The organism is Micromonospora sp. ATCC 39149 (assembly GCF_000158815.1).
Taxonomy (GTDB): Bacteria; Actinomycetota; Actinomycetes; order Mycobacteriales; family Micromonosporaceae; genus Micromonospora.
The window spans coordinates 4,678,179-4,694,772 of the sequence record NZ_GG657738.1; the positions used below are offsets into that span (position 1 = coordinate 4,678,179).

The 16,594-nt window shown below is 73.1% G+C and carries 13 protein-coding genes; 6 read left to right on the plus strand and 7 right to left on the minus strand.

Features of this window, described 5'->3' with window-relative positions; translation table 11 throughout:
- Positions 1-3: 3 nt before the first annotated feature.
- The 6 genes from MCAG_RS20365 (at position 4) to MCAG_RS20390 (ending at position 7,276) form a co-directional block, all read left to right on the plus strand.
- Complete coding sequence (locus MCAG_RS20365) at positions 4-1,059, plus strand: sensor histidine kinase (protein WP_198141595.1); 1,056 nt, start codon at positions 4-6, stop codon at positions 1,057-1,059.
- Positions 1,056-1,739 (plus strand): response regulator transcription factor, encoded by a 684-nt coding sequence (locus MCAG_RS20370; RefSeq protein WP_036374435.1) that lies wholly within the window; start codon positions 1,056-1,058, stop codon positions 1,737-1,739. Before MCAG_RS20365 ends, MCAG_RS20370 begins: the two co-directional genes overlap by 4 nt.
- A 155-nt stretch (positions 1,740-1,894) precedes the next feature.
- Complete coding sequence (locus MCAG_RS20375) at positions 1,895-3,154, plus strand: AMP-binding protein (RefSeq protein WP_198141596.1); 1,260 nt, start codon at positions 1,895-1,897, stop codon at positions 3,152-3,154.
- A 455-nt stretch (positions 3,155-3,609) separates the two neighbouring features.
- Complete coding sequence (locus MCAG_RS20380) at positions 3,610-4,980, plus strand: RICIN domain-containing protein (protein ID WP_036374440.1); 1,371 nt, start codon at positions 3,610-3,612, stop codon at positions 4,978-4,980.
- A 170-nt stretch (positions 4,981-5,150) separates the two neighbouring features.
- A complete protein-coding gene (locus tag MCAG_RS20385; RefSeq protein WP_036374443.1) occupies positions 5,151-6,383 on the plus strand; it encodes a chromosome condensation regulator in 1,233 nt (410 codons plus the stop codon).
- Positions 6,384-6,625: 242 nt separating this feature from the next.
- Positions 6,626-7,276, plus strand: a complete 651-nt coding sequence (locus MCAG_RS20390) for a ClpP family protease (protein WP_007074878.1) — start codon at positions 6,626-6,628, stop codon at positions 7,274-7,276.
- A gap of 52 nt (positions 7,277-7,328) precedes the next feature.
- On the opposite strand, the gene MCAG_RS20395 is transcribed toward MCAG_RS20390, so the two are convergent.
- From MCAG_RS20395 to MCAG_RS20425, 7 genes are all read right to left on the minus strand, one after another.
- Positions 7,329-7,844 (minus strand): pyridoxamine 5'-phosphate oxidase family protein, encoded by a 516-nt coding sequence (locus MCAG_RS20395; protein WP_007074879.1) that lies wholly within the window; start codon positions 7,842-7,844, stop codon positions 7,329-7,331.
- A complete protein-coding gene (locus MCAG_RS20400; RefSeq protein WP_036374446.1) occupies positions 7,801-10,431 on the minus strand; it encodes a lantibiotic dehydratase in 2,631 nt (876 codons plus the stop codon). The genes MCAG_RS20395 and MCAG_RS20400 overlap by 44 nt, the downstream gene beginning before the upstream one ends.
- Positions 10,419-11,609 (minus strand): cytochrome P450, encoded by a 1,191-nt coding sequence (locus MCAG_RS20405; RefSeq protein WP_036374449.1) that lies wholly within the window; start codon positions 11,607-11,609, stop codon positions 10,419-10,421. The genes MCAG_RS20400 and MCAG_RS20405 overlap by 13 nt, the downstream gene beginning before the upstream one ends.
- On the minus strand, positions 11,606-12,916 hold the full coding sequence (locus tag MCAG_RS20410) for an AMP-binding protein (RefSeq protein WP_157548155.1): 1,311 nt from the start codon (positions 12,914-12,916) through the stop codon (positions 11,606-11,608). Before MCAG_RS20410 ends, MCAG_RS20405 begins: the two co-directional genes overlap by 4 nt.
- Positions 12,883-14,250 (minus strand): cytochrome P450, encoded by a 1,368-nt coding sequence (locus MCAG_RS32755; RefSeq protein WP_007074883.1) that lies wholly within the window; start codon positions 14,248-14,250, stop codon positions 12,883-12,885. Before MCAG_RS32755 ends, MCAG_RS20410 begins: the two co-directional genes overlap by 34 nt.
- Complete coding sequence (locus tag MCAG_RS20420; protein WP_007074884.1) at positions 14,228-16,009, minus strand: TOMM precursor leader peptide-binding protein; 1,782 nt, start codon at positions 16,007-16,009, stop codon at positions 14,228-14,230. Before MCAG_RS20420 ends, MCAG_RS32755 begins: the two co-directional genes overlap by 23 nt.
- A 156-nt stretch (positions 16,010-16,165) precedes the next feature.
- A complete protein-coding gene (locus MCAG_RS20425) occupies positions 16,166-16,432 on the minus strand; it encodes a hypothetical protein (RefSeq protein ID WP_050778024.1) in 267 nt (88 codons plus the stop codon).
- Between the last annotated feature and the right edge of the window lie 162 nt (positions 16,433-16,594).

Here is a 16,594-nt window from a genome sequence, read left to right on the forward strand (position 1 = left end):
CCCGTGACAGAGGCCGAACTGTCCTCGATGGCGCGGGAGATCGTCGAAGCGTTTCATCGCTCACTGAGTCAACAGGAAAGCGAACTGGCCAACGGTCCCGATGTCCTGGCGCAGCTCGCGGCGCAGGTCCGGGCGGTGCTCAACGATGTCGCGGCCCGGGTGTCCATGACCGAGGTGCCCCCGATGGATCTGGTCGGCGAGGCTCGGCTGTTCACCGTCGACATCGGTGCCGACCGCGCCCGGCGCGGCATCCACCCGGTCCAGTCGCTCCGTGCCGCGACCACCCTCTTCGAGGTGATGCTGCCGGTCATCACGCGCGACCTGCCGGCCACGGACAGCGCCGGGGCGCTCCGGCTCAGCCGCGCGTTGCACGAGGCGATCATGGCTCGGGTCGCGCTGGCCTCGCTGTCGTATGTGGGGTTCCTGATGCAGAAGTTGCAGGCGTCCCGGCAGGAGGAGCGCAATCGGATCGCCCGGGAGCTGCACGACCGGGTCCTGCACGAGATGGGGCTCACCCTGCACCGGCTCGACCTGCACCGGCACTACGCCGACCGCGATCTGGAGCAGGCCCGGGCCAAGATCGACGCAGCCATCGAGTCACTGGACGAGGCGGTCCGTACGGTGCGTGGCCTCTCTGCCGAACTCCGTCGTTCGGTGGGCGAGTACGGGCTGGAACGTACCCTGCGCGGCTACCTGGAGGCCAACGTGCCGCCCTCGGTGCGGTACTCGCTGGTGGCAAACGGTGACCTCAAGGTGCTCCCGCCCGACGTGCTGGAGGAGCTGTACCTGATCCTGCGGGAGGCCGCCCGCAACGCGGTGCGGCATGCCGCACCGTCCCGGCTGGACATCGTGGTCGACGTGGGGGACAACGCGGTGGCCGCCACGGTGGCCGACGACGGGTGCGGCTTCGACACCACCGACCCGGACTGTGCCCGGGGTGGCCTGCCGTCGATGTACGAGCGGGCCCTGTTGCTGCACGGCGAGGTCGAGCTGATCAGCGCGCCTGGCCAGGGCACCCGGGTCGAGGTGCGGATCCCGTTCGCCGAGGCGGGCCTGTGAACGCCCCGGTCCGGTCGCAGATCCGGGTGTGCCTGGCCGACGACCACACCCTGCTGCGGGACGGTATCCGGGAGATGCTCTCCACCGAGCCGGAGTTCGCGGTCGTCGGCGAGGCGTCCTCCGGGCCGGAGGCGGTGGCCCTCGCGGTGCGGCTGCGCCCGGACGTGCTGCTGCTCGACGTCGAGATGCCGGGTCCGGGTGCGGCGGCGGTGATTCGACAGGTCCGACGGACCGCATCCGAAACCCGGGTGATCGTGTTGACCATGCACGACGACCCGGACATGGTGCACGAGCTGTTGGAGGCGGGCGCCGTCGCGTACCTGCTCAAGACGATCCTGCGGGACGACCTGGTCGCCGCGGTGCGCTCGGTGGTCCGCCGTCCCACACAGAGCGTCCTGCTGGCGGTCTCCCGAGAGACGGTGGAGCGGCTGGACCGGCAGAAGCCGCGAACGAACGGCACTCCGTTGACCTCGCGGGAGCTGGAGGTGCTCCGGCTCACCGCAGAGGCGATGAGCAACGCGCAGATCGCCAGCCGGCTCTTCATCACCGAGGCCACGGTCAAGCGGCACCTGACCAACATCTACGCCAAGTTGCAGGCGGTGTCCCGGGTGGACGCCATCCGCAAGGCAACCGCCGCCCGGCTGATCAAACCGATGGACGACAGGCCCACCGCCCGCTGACGACCCGCGGCGCTCCCGGTGAGGTATGACCAGGCCATGACCGGCGTCACTTAGGTTTGTCCGGTCGGATGTCGTCGAGGTTTGACCCGGTGTGTCCCCCGGCTCCGAGCCGGCGGGAGGGGCGCCGGGCCAGTCTCCGGAGCTGGGAGCGCCGCATGTCTGGGTGGAGGGAGTCCCGCTACTTTCAACTGGTGGTCAGCCAGACCCGGGATTTCGCGGTCTGGCCGATCGGTCGACGGCCACCCGAGGGATGGCGGATCGTGCCGTTCGCCGGGAGCATCCAGGCCTGCGGCCGGCAGGTGGCGGAGCGGACCGGCGCGGTGCGGGCCAGCGACGCGGCCCGTCCCGTGGCGACCGACATGAGCCTCGTCGGCCTGCTACGTAAGGCGGCGGGGGAGCAGCCCGATGCGCCCGCGCTGGGCGCCGGCCACCTGCGGCTGTCCTACCGGCGGCTGTGGGAGTCGGTCGACGACGTCGCCGACCGGTTGGTGGCGGCCGGGGCCGGTCCCGGCCGGCGGGTCGCTGTCGTCGGCGACTGCGCCGCCGACCTGATCGGCGCGGTCCTCGCGGTGCTGGCCGCCGGAGCGAGCTGTGTCCTGTGTGCCGGGAGTCGCCCGGAGGCGGCGGTGCGGGCGACCCGGCCGGAACTGGTGCTGGTCCCGGCTGGCCCCGGGGCGCCAGCCGGGTGGCCGGTGGTCCGGCAGCGCTGGCGGGGAGTGACCGGGGCGGCCTGGCAGGCCCGTGGCCGGGCCGGGTCGACGGTGGCCGCGCCTGTGGTGGACGAGCCGGAACCGTCGTTGATGGTGCCGCTTGCCGAGGACGCGGTGAGTGTGGTGTGGCGTGGTACGCAGTTGACCTGGTTGGCCGGTGACTGCGGCCTGCCCCGGTCGGGCCATGGGGACCGGCTGCGCGTGCCGGTCCCGACGGACCCGCTGGTGGGCGCGGTGGCAGTGGCACGCGCGTTGCTCACCGGTGCGGAACTGGTCCTGCCGGCGGTGCGGCCTGCGGGCGCGGGCGACCGGCGTGACGCGGCGGCGGGGCTGGCCCGGTGGTCGTTGCGGATCGACCGAAACGCCGGCCCGGCCGACGAGGTGGAGCTGTGCGGCTTCGCCGAAACCGCGATGGTGGCGGCGGTGGTGTCGGAGGGCGGCGCGTTGGCGCCGTTGCCGCAGCACCGGTGGCACGTCCTCGACGACGACTTCGGGCCGGTGCCGACAGGGGAGGTCGGAGAGCTGTTCCTGGCCGGTCCCATGCTGACCGTCGGGTACCTCGACCGGCCCGAGCTGACCATGGCCCGGTTCCTGCCGGATCCGCTGGGTGCCGCCGAGGGGAGCCGGATGTTCCGGACCGGGTGCCGGGCGCGGCGGTTGCCGGGACACCGGTTCGCGCTCGTCGAAGGGGATGACGGCATCTGACCTGCCTCAGCTCGCGGTTGGCGCATGGGTGAACCCGTCCAGGTGAGTGACCCGGCCCGTCGGGGAGGGCTGAGGAGGAAGCAGGCCCCGGACTCCGGCGGCGTGCGGCGGGTCGCCCGGTGCAACCCGCCGGACATAGCATTGACATATCTCACTGAATGACCCTAAGGTCTTGCCGAAACGATTCGACGTCGGCGGGCGGTTCGGGCAGCGTCCGGCCGCGTACGGCGCGGGTGCCGTCGACGATACGAGCACCATCTGGTCCTGCACGGGCAGCGGGGCCAGAGATGGAGTCTGCGGGAACTGAGCCGGCCGGGCGCCGCGGGCCCGTCGTGCGCGTCTCCGGGCGCCCCCCAGGGGTGAGCGCGGTCAGGAATGGCGCGTCGTGGCGGTATGGGGATCGCCGTGGATGCCCGTACCGGAATCAGTCCATGCCGAGTGGCAGGAGCCGCATCATGGCAAAACGCAGACCCATTCTCGGAATCATCGCGGCTGCGGCGATCTTCGTCGTGGCCGCAGGCGCAACGGCAGTGGCCGGTGGCCTGAGCGGAACCGCGTCGGCCGCAGGGGTCGGAGCGGCTGCGACGACCGCTGGGTGCGGCAAGGCACCCACGTTGACCAGCGGCCCACGGTCCATCCAGAGCGGGGGCCAGAACCGTAGCTTCATCCTGAGGATTCCCGACAACTACGACAGGAACCACCCCTACCGGTTGATCTTCGGGTTCCACTGGAACGGCGGCACCGCCAACGACGTGGACTCCGGCGGTTCGGACGGGGCGGCCTGGTCCTACTACGGGCTGCGGCAGCAGGCGAACAACAGCACCATCTTCGTCGCACCCCAGGGCAACAACAACGGCTGGGCCAACCCCGGCGGCCAGGACGTCACCTTCGTCGACGACATGATCAGGCAGATCCAGGCGGACCTGTGCGTCGACACCACGCAGTTGTTCGCCCTCGGCTTCAGCTACGGCGGAGGCATGAGCTACGCCCTGGCCTGCGCCCGGGCAACCGTCTTCCGCGCGGTCGCCGTCTACGCCGGCGGGCAACTCAGTGGGTGCAGCGGCGGCACGCAACCCATCGCTTACATGGGGCTGCACGGCATCGGGGACACGGTGCTCAACATCTCCGCCGGGCGGTCCCTGCGCGACACGTTCGTGCGCAACAACGGGTGCACCCCGCAGAGCCCGCCCGAGCCGAGGCCGGGCAGCCTGACCCACATCACCACCACCTACTCCGGCTGCCGGGCCGGCTATCCGGTGGTGTGGGCCGCCTTCGACGGCGGTCACACCCCCGGCCCCGTCGACGGCGGTGGCGACAGCGGAGCCAGGACGTGGACCAAGATCGAGGTGTGGAGGTTCTTCACCCAGTTCGGCGGCACCAGCCCGACCGCCTCGCCGACGGCCACGCCGACCGCCAGCCCGACCACCCCGCCGCCGAGCAGCACCTCGGCCGTCCGCAGCGTCTCCTCCGGTCGGTGCCTGGACGTCAACGGCGGCTCGCAGACCAACGGCGCAGCGGCGATCATCTGGGACTGCCACGGCCAGAGCAACCAGGTGTGGACCTCGACCGGCGCCCAGGAGCTGCGCGTCTTCGGCGGCAAGTGCCTTGACGTCAACGGCGCCGCCACCGCCAACGGCAGCTCGGTGATCATTTGGGATTGCAACGGCCAGTCCAACCAGAAGTGGCGGTTCAACGCCGACGGCACGATCACCGGCGTCGGTTCGGGCCGCTGTCTGGACCTGGTCAGCAGCGGCACGGCGAACGGTACGCGTGCCCAGATCTGGGACTGCAGCGGAGCGTCCAGCCAGAAATGGAGCCGCGGCTGAGTCCCGAACGTCGTGGGACGTAACGGCGGATCCGGCTGCGCCCCGGCAGATTAGGCATTGTCGCTAGTCAATGCCTAAGATCAGTGACGTGAATGGCTGGTCGCTGGCGACCTGCCGGGGCAATGCCGCCTCCATCGTGCAGAAATCGACGTTGTTTGGGAGAAAAGAACATGAACGGACATCAGGGTGGTCGCGGGTGGACCAGATGGGGGCGGGCGGCAAGAACGGCCGCCGCCACGGCGGCGGCATCCATCGGGGTCGCCGTGCTCGCCATCGGACTCACCGCCGGCCCGGCCGTCGCTCGCGTCAACTCCGCCGAGCGTGGCTCGCCGAACGCCTCGCTCGCTGCCGCACCGGTTTCCCGGGTCGCCGCGGGAAGCGCGCACACCTGCGCGACTTTTGCCGACGGAACGCTGTGGTGCTGGGGCGACAACTACAGCGGCCAGCTCGGTGACGGGACCACCACGAGCCGGCCCGGCCCGGCGCGGGTGGGTGACGCCACCTGGGCGCGGATCGACGCTGGCGCCAGCAACACCTGCGGGGTGCGGACGGACGGCACGCTGTGGTGCTGGGGTGGCAACTACAACGGGCAGCTCGGTGACGGGACGACCACGAACCGTACCGGACCGGTGCGGGTCGGTGACGCCACCACCTGGGCCAGCGTCAGCGCCGGCCCCAATCACACCTGCGCCGTCCGGACCACCGGCACCCTGTGGTGCTGGGGCTTGAACCGTAGCGCGCAGTTGGGCATCGGCACGTCTCCCTACCGGGCGACCACCCCGGTGCAGGTCGGCACGGCGACCACCTGGGCGAGCGTCGCGACCGGCTTCGGGCACACCTGCGCCATCCGCACCGACCGGACCCTGTGGTGCTGGGGCGACAACATCGACGGGCAACTCGGCCTCGGTAACCTGGACTACCGGGCGACGCCGACGCAGGTGGGCACCGTGGCCACCTGGACCGGCGTGACGACCGGGTACGCGCACACCTGCGCGGTCCGCGCCGACGGGACCCTGTGGTGCTGGGGTGAGAACGGGTACGGTCAACTGGGCAACGGCGGCGGCTTCCAGACCAGCCCCCTCCAGGTCGGCAGCGCCACCACCTGGGCCAGGGTCGACGCGAGCGTCGACTCGTCCTGCGCGGTCCGCACCGATGGCAGTCTGTGGTGCTGGGGCTACAACGCGTACGGGCAGCTGGGCGACGGCACCACCACCCACCGGAGCGCCCCGACCCGGGTCGGGACCGCCACCACCTGGACGGACGGCTTCGTCGTCACCTACCACAGCTGCGCGATCCGCACCGATGGCGGCCTGTGGTGCTGGGGCAACAACACGTCCGGGCAGTTGGGCGACGGCACCACCACCAATCGGTCGACCCCGGTGCAGGCGGTCCTGCCGGGCTGACCGCCGCCGCGCCCGATGCCGTGCCGTCGGCCCGCCACCGACCCGTCGTCGGTGGCCGGTCGACGGCACGGGCGCGAGCCCGTCGGCTCAGGTCAGGTCACGTGGCGGAACCGCCCCCGACGCGGTTCCGCCACGTGCCGCGCCCAGTGTTCTCCCTCGCCTTTCCATAGACGGGTTTCGTCGGCTAGGTGATCGCGGCTAGGATGCTGATCGAGCGATTTTCCGGCCGGTGTCCACCTGGTGTGCGGTCGTGCGAGGCGGTTGATGCAGCCGTCGCACATAGGGGACAGAAACTGACAGGAATCGAGGCGCACGTGGCAAAAACGGCTGAGGATTTCGTCGGCCCCATCGATACCGTGGTCCAGAACCGCCTGCTCGGGAAGCGGATCATCGTGCTGGGCAGCGAATTGGACGACAGCGTCGCCAACAGGATTTGCGCCCAGTTGTTGATCCTGTCCAGCGAGGATCCGAGGGCCGACATCCAGTTGTACATCAACTCCCCGGGCGGCTCGGTGACGGCCGGAATGGCGATCTACGACACGATGCAGTCCGTGCCGAACGATGTGGCGACGGTCGCCATGGGAATGACCGCCTCCATGGGACAGTTCCTGCTCTGTGCCGGGGCCAGGGGTAAGAGGTACGCGTTGCCCCACGCGTCCATCATGATGCACCAGCCGTCCGGCGGCATTGCGGGAACGGCGTCCGACGTCGCCATCCGGGCCGCGCAGTTGCTCTACACCAAGCGCGTCTGCCAGGAACGCATCGCCTTCCACACCGGGCAGCCCGTCGAGCGTATCGAGGCCGACTCCGACCGCGACCGGTGGTTCACCGCCGAAGAGGCGAAGGACTACGGCCTGATCGACCACGTCCTGCACCGCAAGGTTCGGGCCTGAGGGCCGTCGCCAGGGCGGTTGGCTGCTTTCCACGAGGGCGGCGGGACGGCGTTCAGGCCAGGTCCGCCGCGTTGACGGAGGTCTGGGCCACCGGCAGGCCGTCGGGGCCGAGCGTCCACCGGTTGGCCATGAACGCGGCTCCGGCGTGCCACCCCCGGACGACCTCGGCCCGGACACTGATCACCGCCATGCCCATCGACCTGGCCTGGACGAGGTCGTAGGCCACACCGGTGATGGCGCCGTACTTCTCGGTGAACGCCGCGCCCAGGGCGCGCAACTCGTCCTCGTCGTCGACCCGCGTGGCGTGTCCGTCCACGATGACCACCTCGTCGCCGCTTTCCAGGTGCACCGTCGCCTCGGCGTTCGTCTCCAGGTTGCGCGCCTTGACGGTCGAGTCGGGTGAGCTGAACACGACGCATCCGTTGCGCCAGACCGCCCAGACGGGAGCGGCGTGCGGGCGCGAGTCGGGGCGTACGGTGCAGATCCAGTAGTTGCGTGCCTCGGCCAGCAGGCCCGACACCTCGTCAAAGGTGATCTGCTGCTGCTCGGTCTGGGACGACGACGACATCCTGTCCTCCTGTGGTTGAGTGTCGAATCGGGCGTGAGGTCTCGACGATGTACTCGGCGATGTGCGCGTCCGCCGGCAACGCGTCGGGGTCGGGCAGCGGCTCGGTGAAGGTCACGGTGGCACTCTGCTGGGTGACCAACGGCCAGGACAGTGGCTGGGAGAGGTCCACGTACATTGGCTTCCGCGCGGCGTCACCGGCGCGGGAACGCGCCTGGGTGATCTCCTCGAACGGGGCGAGACCGCGGACCACGTCCCAGGTGTCCGGAACCGTCCGGGGATGGACGAAGGAGCGACGGGGAACCCCGGTCTCGTCACACCAGCGTCGCCAGGCGACGAGTTCCTCGGCGGAACCGGTGCCGGAGCGCGGCAGGGTCGGCAGCCGCGCGATGTCCACCTTCCAGGTCCGCCGGCTGAGCACGAGCGAGCCGAGCCGCAGCCGGGGGTAGGAACGGACGGCGGGCCGCCCGCCCTGGGTGGTGGGGCCGTCGACCAGGTTCCAGAACTGGCAGGTTGCGCCCAGCGGCGGCCCGAACCGGGCCAGCCAGCGGTAGAGGGGTGGACCGAGCTGCGGCATGGTGCCGTTGTGCGGCACCGGCAGCAACGGGCGGCCCGGCCACCGGTCGCTTTCGAGCACCAGCCGCCCCTGCGGCGTCGCCCGGACCACGCAACCCCCCGGATCTATCCGCGCCTGCGGGTCGCACTCCAGCGCCGAGCCCGGGTAGCCGAGGGCGGTGGTCAGCAGCCGGGGCCGTTCGTTGACCGACGCGCCGAGACCGGCGGCGATGTCCACGACGAGCGCGTCCTCCGGGTCGGTGTCCGCGCCGTCGATCCAGCGTCGCAGGGTCGACAGTTCGTGGTCGCGGATGACCGACCCCATCCGGGCGGCGAGCCGGCCGTACCCGGAACTCGCGCCGTTGACAACGTGCCGACCTGCGGCGGACTGGAGCACCCAGGAGACGCACGTCCAGCGGGGCACCGCTCGCGGAAGGGCGTCGACGAGCTGTTCCACGGCCTCCCGGCTCCAGCTGACCTCGTACTGACCGGCGTGGGTCAGCGCCAACCGCCGCAGCTCGTCGATCATGCGGGTCCGCAGCGCGAGCACCCGGGCCAGCAGGGGCTCGTCGCAGCGGCGCAGCAGCGCCGACGCCTCCGCCCGTCCACTGCGCACGTGCCACTGGTAGGCCTCGAACAGCGGGACGGGGTCGGTTCCGAACCGCTGCCGGAAGCAGGCGGCGTCGGCGATCTGGATGGGCACCTCGCCGCCGAGCAGCGGCAGCAGGCCCTGGAGCGCCGCGAGGTCCCGCAGCGCCTCCGCGTCGACGGGTGGGTCGTCGTCGGACGGAGCCCGCACGCCCTCCAGACTCTCGATCACCACGGGCGGAGCGGCGGGCATCCGGAGCGCGGCGGACAGCCGGGCGGTGAGATCGGTGGCCCGGCGTACCAGCGCCGCTCGCCGGCCCCCGGGCCGATCGGACCACGCCCGCCGGAGCGCCGCGAGATCGTGCAGGGCGGCGGCCACCTCGGTCTCCGGCGCGAGCGCCGCGCGCGTGTGGTCGAGGACATCGGTGCCCACCCGGAGCAGGCCGAGTTCGAGCACCCCGCGTCCCACCAGCGCGTCCAGCGCTCGGGGAAGCCGGCCGGCGGTCGCGCCCGGCCCGGCCACCGACGCGACGACCTGCCGCACCGTCGCCGGAGTGCGGAGGGCCACCACCAGCGGTGCGATCTCCGGCGGGCACCGGGCGCTCACCAACTGCTCCGCGCCCGAGGCGTCGATCCGCACCCACCGCATCCGCGTCCCGTCGGCGGCGGGGGTCAGGGAGAGGGTCGGGTTCGTGGTCAGCCAGACGTGGTCGGGATCGGCGGGCGCCGGGTGGCCCGCCACCGCCCACCCCCCGAGCCGGGCGAGCAGGTCCGACTCGAAGCTGATCCGGCCGCTCGCCGGGCGTTCCTGCCCACCGTCGACGACCAGCGTGGATTCGGTGAACCGGTGCAGCGGCGTCGGTTTGGTGGCCGCCCGCAGCGCCATCCGCAGCAGCGTGACGGCCCAGCGGCGACGCCGCGAGTCGAGGGGGCCGTCGAGTCCGGTCCGCTCCCCACCTGGGCGTGTCAGCGCGGGCAGTAGCTCGGGCACCGACAGGTCGACCGAGGCGGCGAAGTCACCGTTCGCCAGCAGGAGCGTTAGCGTGGCGGCGGTGAGGTCGGCGTGCTGGCGCATCCGGTCGGCGAGCCGGGCCACCGCCGTCTCGCGGTGCTCCCGGGCGGCGAGGTAGGCCGCCGTCTCCGGTTCGGCGCCGACGGCCCGTTCGACGTCGGACCGGCGCGGTGGCCGCCCGTTGAACGCGTCCCGCCGCAGCCGGAGCAGACCGCCCCGGACCTGCGGCGGGACGGCGGGAACCAGGTCGGCGATCCGGTCCGCGAGCTGCCGGCCCGCGGCGCGGGTCCGATCGGTCGCCTCGGCCACCTCACCCGCCAGCTCCCACGAGGGGCTGTCGCCGAACTCCCGGATCGCGCCCACCGGCAGGCGGCAGCGCCGCACGATCGTCGCCGGCCCGTAACGTACGTCCCGCAGGAGGTCTAGGCCTTCCACGTGACCTCCAGCGGCAGCTCGGCCAGCCCGCGTACCAAAAAGTGCGGATTCCACCGGGGGTCCTCCGCCAGCCGCACCGAGCTCCAGCGGGCGGCGAGGACGTCCAGTAGCAGGGCACCCTCCTCCCGCGCCAGGTGGGAGCCGAGGCAGACGTGCATGCCCTCGCCGAAGGCGAGCCCGTCGAGCTGCTGGTGCGGCCGGGCCTGCTGGGTCAGGTCGTGGTTCGCCGCGCCGAGCATCACCCGCACCCGCTGGCCGGCCCGGATCTGGTGGCCGGCCAACTCCACGTCGCAGGTCGCCATGCGGGCGGTGAACGTCAGCGGCGGCTCGTCGAGGAGCACCGTGTTCACCACCGTGGCGGCGTCGAGGTCGGCGCGGGCCAGGGCGGGCAGCATGGTCGGATCGGTGGCCAGCCGGTGGGCCAGGGCGCTGAACAGGTTGCGGGAGGTGTCGTGGCCGGCGAGGTGCAGGCTGAACACCACCGCGACGGTCTCCGCGTCGCTGAGTCCGCCGCCCCGGGCACGGGTGGCGTGCAGATCCGTCAGCACGCTGTCGGGCTCCAGTAGTTCCGGCTCCGCCAGCCAACCGCGCACCCGCGTACCGAGCTCACCGACGGCGGTGATCGAGTCGTCGACGGCCCGGGACGGCGGTCGTACGCCGCCGACCAGCCCCCCGCCGCTGCTGATCCGGCGGCAGAGGTCGCTCACCTCGTCGCGCTGGGCGCGGGGAATGCCGATGACGTCACCGACCACGGCGACCGGGAAGGGCACGCTGATGTCCGCCACCGCCTCGACGCGGGTCGCCGGGTGCAGGCCGTCCAGGATCCCGTGGAGGGCCTCGACGATCCGCGACCGCCGGGCCTTCAGCATCCGGGGGGTGAACCGCTGGGCGACCGCCCTGCGCAGCTCCTGGTGTCGCGGCCCCTCCGCCTGCAGCATCATGCCCCGCATGAACGCGCTCAGCTCCGGGTCGGTGGACCAGACCGAGCGCGGGTCCGGAGCCGGCATCCGGAACCGGTTGTCGCGCAGCACGGCCCGCGCGAGGTCGTACCCCACGACGACCCAGGACTGCGCCTGGTCGCTCCAGTGCATCGGCCCCTGCCTGAGCATCCGCTCGTAGAGCAGGGCGGGCCGTTGGAGGAGGGCATGGCGTACGGCCTGGGGCAGGGGAGCCGTCACGTCCGGACCTTTCCCCGATCCGTGTACGCCCGCGCGCCGCTGCGGCACAGCACGCGATGCGGCACGATCGGCTGTGGGAGTGCCGCGCAGGCCGCGCGGATGGCCTGTTCGTCGGCGGTGCCGACCACCGTGAGGACGAGGCGGTCCGCCGCGCCGGTGCGGTCGACGGTGACGGCGACGTCGTCCACGCCGGGCAGCCGGCGCAGCGCCTCGGCGACGCGGTTCGGGTAGACGCTCACGCCGTCGACCTTGACCAGCTCACCCTGGCGTCCGTCGAGGACGTACCCGCCGTCCGGTGACAGGTGGGCCAGGTCACCGGTGCTGACCGCGCCGTCCGGGCCGGTCAGGAGCTGACCGCCGCGCACCGCGAACCGGGTGTCCGGGCCGCGGGTCCACAGCGTGCCGACGCCGTCCGGGCCGACGTCGTCGAGCCACACCGGTTTGCGTGCCAGCGGCCGTCCGACGTAGCCGTCGTCGCGCACCTGCCGGGAGACGGTCATCAGACCCGTCTCGGTCGAGCCCAGGATCGTCAGGAAGCGGCACCCGGGAAAGCCGGCGGCTACCCGTTCGGCCCGGCGGAGCGTCATGCCGCCACCGGCGGGTACGAACCAGGTGTCCCGGTAGCTCGCCCCGGCACGCCCGCACCGCGCTCCCTGCACCTGTAGCGCCGGGGGCGCCAGGCACACCGCCGGACGCCCGGCCAGCTCGGCTGCGGCGAGCTGCCAGTCGCTGGGGCGGAACAGCACCAGGTCCCGGCGCAGGACCAACGCGGGCAGCAGCATCAGGTAGAAGGCCGCTGCGAAGTCCGGCGGTGAACAGGTGACGAACGCCTCGGCGGCGGCGAACTCCGGCAGTTCGTCGGTGTAGAGGCGCACCGTGGAGGCCAGGTTCCCGACGTGGCCGAAGAGGAGCCGGGGCGTCCCGGTACTGCCCGAGGTCGCGGTCGCGTACGTCGCGCCGGTCACGCCGGGCGGCGCGGCGGCGTGCGGCGCGGCCGGGACGAGGAGGTCCGCGTAGCCGGGCGCGCCCGGTTCGGCCCAGCTTCCCGGGTCACCGAGCACCCAGGACGGGGCCGGCGTGGCGAGCCCAAGCACGAGCAGCCCGAGTACGGTTTGCACCCCACGGTCCGCCGGGACTACCCAACTGCCGGTGCCCGACTCGGGCAGGTCGGCGGCGAGTCGCCGGGCCCGCGCCAGCAACTCGTCCCAGCCGGTGCGGCCGGACCGGGTGACGATGCCGCCGCGAACTGCCGCGCCGGCCTGCGGCAACCAGGTCAGCCACGCGTCGCGGTCGCCCACTCGACCCACCCCCTGATGGTCGTCAGCCGGCGCGGCGATTCCGGTTCCGGGACGCCGAACTCGGCCAGTGTCAGCACTGCGACCTCCTGTTCGAGCGAGGTCAGCGGCCGGTCCAGGTCGTGTTCCTCCAGCGCCTCGGTCAGCGCCAGGGTGACCTCGTGCGCCCCCTGCCGCGGGGCGTCCGCCGGGGGGATCCGGACGGGCAGCAGCCGGGGCATGGAGAACCGGATGTGGCGCACGTATTCCGGCTCGGGGTCGGTGAGCCGGGCACCGGGTGCCCGCTCGGCCAGCGCGGAGAACAACTCGGCCGCCTGGTAGCGGGCCATCCGGGCACCGAGGCACCGGTACGCGCCCCACCCGAACGAGAGCACCGCGTTGCCGGCGACCGCCGTGCCGTCGCCGCCGCCCAGGTTGGCCTCCGCGACCCGTACCGTCACGATCTTGCCGGCGGGCAGCCGCAGCCCGTCGACCTCGACGGCCTCGCGGGTGGCCCGCTCCAGGGTCTTCAGTGGCGGTTGGTGGCGCAGCGACTCGTCGACGAGTTCCTCACGGGCCCTCGGGTCGACCAGGGCGCCCGGGGTGCGCAGGATCCACAGCGCGGCGTTGCCGAGCATGCCCGCGACGGTCTCCAGCGTGGCCTGGACGAGCATCACCACGTTGGCCTCCACGTCCGGGTCGGTCATCCCGGTGATGCCTCCGGTCCGCCACGTCCCGAGCACCGACCCGTCGGGCGCGGTCGCGCGGGCGGCGGCGATCGCCCGCCGCATCTCGGTCAGCGCGGCGTGCCCGTCGCGCACCACCTGCTCCCGGTCGGGGGCCCGCATCGCGTACGCCACCATCGCCACGCGCTTGCTGAGCTGGTGCAGCCGCACGTACTCCGGCGAGCTGACGCCGAGCAGGCGTGCCGCCACGGCGACCGCGTACGGGAACGCCACCGCGGTCATGAAGTCGCCGCCGCCGGCGTCGACGAAGGCGGCGACGACCCGTTCCGCGTCCTCGCGCATGGTCGGCACCATGTCGTCGACGGCCTCGGCGGTGAAGAACGGCGCGAACCCCTTGCGCAGGTGGCGATGGTGATCCGGCTCGGCCTGCAACATGATCCGGCCGGCGAACTCGGCGATGTCCGCCACGGCCGGTGCGAGGTCGGCGGGGACGCCGCGCCCCAGGAGGGACATCACCGGTCCGGACGCGACGACGCCCACCCGGTCGTCGGACAGCAACCGGATCGCGGTGGCGCGGTCGTCCACCAGCCAGCCGAGGCCAGCGGGCAGCGCGGTGATGCCGGGGGGCAGCGGCTGGCCGCCCGGCCCCGGGCCGCCCTCAGGGGAAGGGGTGCGGATCATGTCTCACCTCGGTCAGCGGTGTCGCGTGGTGTCGGCGCCGGAAGCTCTCCAGGCTGGCGTCGCCAGGCATCCGGCGGTGCAGGTGCCCGAAGGTCATGGGCACCGTCCCGGGCAGCACGGCCTTGACACACGTCAGGTCGAGTCGGTGCAGCTCCGGCGTGGTGTGGTCGACGACGAGGACCCGCAACCCGGTCTCCCTGGCGGCGGCCAGCAGCGCGGCCAGGTCGGCGGCGACGTCGCCGCGCGGCCGGTGCGTCGGCGCGACGGGCGTCGCGGCGACCGGCGGGTCCAGCAGGAAGGCGAACCGGTCCCGCGCGGCGGGCAGGGCCGCTACGAGCGCGTGGTCCGCCATCGCCCTGACCCGCTCCGGTTCGGCAAGCATGGCGTCGAGTTCCGCCCGCCGACGCCCGAAGTTCAGGGCGGCCACCGGCGCGACGAGCGCCATCTCGTGCGCGGCGCCGAGCAGCGCGCCCGTGGTGTCCAGCGCGCACCCGGCGGTGATCAGCGTGGCGGGCTGCCCGGCATCGTCCGACAGCGAGACGAGCAGCACGACCGGCAGTCCGAGCTCGCCCACCGCGCGGAAGGCGCGCAGCGTCCGTCCGGTGCGGTGGGCGAGCGTCCGCACGGTGAGGGCCGCGTCGCCGGTGAGCCCGGTCAGGTCGAGCTCGGGCAGGGGCGTTCGGGAGTACCAGGCGCGCAGGAAGGCGTCGCGCTCCACCACCTCCAGCAGCGCCGCCAGCAACGCCTCCTCCGGGCCCGCGCCGAGCGCGCAGCCGTTGGAGTTCTCGTACACGAAGGACGGGCCGAGCTTCGGTTCCCGGGTCGCGCCGTAGTACGCCACGTGGAACGGCAGCAGGGCGGTCCGGTTGCCGGTCACGTCGAACGCCTCGGCCCAGGCCACCGGCAGGTCGGGCTGGAACGGGACGTACGGGAACCCGGGCTGCCGGTAGGCGTCCGGTTCGTGCAGCAGCAACTGCCGCGGGTCGACTGCGTCGTCGAGTTCGGCGAACGCGGCCACCCGAACCGGCCGCCGGCCGCCGCTGTGCCACCCGGCGTACCGCTCCAGCCCTTCCAGCACGGCCGCGGTACGGGCATCGGCGACCGTGTCGGCGTGCCCGATGCAGATCTCCTGGAACCCCCACCGGGTCGGGACCTTCGCCTGCACCGCCGGCAGCGCGGCATTGCTCGATATCGCGGGGGCCGTGATCACACCCGACCAGGCATCCAGGTAGCCGCTGTCCCGCACCTGACGGTAGTGGTCCAGGGAGAACCGCCGGCCGCTCGTCGCGGACCGGGCGGGCAGCCGGCGCGCCAGGTCGGGGTGGGGCGGCGGGACCGGCCGTCGGGCGCTGCGGCAGGTGGCGGACGCGCAGGCGTGGTGCGGCACCACCTCGTGCCAGTCGGCCGAGATCCGGGCGACGTCGACCACGAACGCCGCGCCCCGGGTGCGCGGGCCGGTTCCGGCTTCGAGCCGGCGTACCTCGTCGGCCACCACCGCCGCCGCCATCCGGATCGCCGCCGCCGGCCAGGGCACGTCCCGCCCGGACAACGGCACGGCGACCGGCGCCGGATCGTCCGTGCCGGCTTCGGGTCGGTTCAGGGCGCGTACCCGCAACGCGAGGCAGTTCGGGCAGCCGGCGTCGCCGGCCTCGACGAGCGGGCCGACGACCAGCCGTCCCCGCAGGCCGTACACGGGTAGGACCGGCGCGGTGTGGAAGGCCGGCGCGGTCAGGTCGGCGTCCCGACCCGGGTCCACCACGACCCGCAGGCCCGGGCTCGTCCGGTGGCGCCGGGGTCGCGGCGGACCGCACCGGCACCACCGCGGGCAGCAGGCGCGCCAGCGCGGCCGGCAGGTCGGCGCGGGCCGGCCGGCCGGCGGTCCCCGCCGGCCCGGCCACGGTCAGCGCGCCGCTCATCAGGCGCCCCGTGGCCGGTCGGCGCGGGTGAGGGCGACGGCGACCACGAGGTCGTCGACCAGTGGGCGTACCGCCAGCCGTGACCAGGTCAAGCCGGCCCGCGACGCCTGCTCCGCGGGATCGGGGGCGTCTTCCCTTGGTGTCTGGACCGCGACGCGCAGGTCGGCCGGGGCGGCCTCGGCGAACTGCACCCCGCGCGCCAGGTGTCCGACCAGCGCGGCGCGGACCGCGGACTCCGCCGTCGCCGCGATGGCCGGACCGGACACCTCGGTGCCGGCCCGCCACGCGCCGTCGCCGCGCCGGGCCAGCCGGACCGGCGGGTCGTCGGCCAGCCCGGCCAGCGTCGCCAGGGACGCGGCGACCCGTCGGGCCTCGTCGGGCTGGTCCGCCCAGTCGCCGCCCGGATTCGCTCACCCACCAGTGCCGCA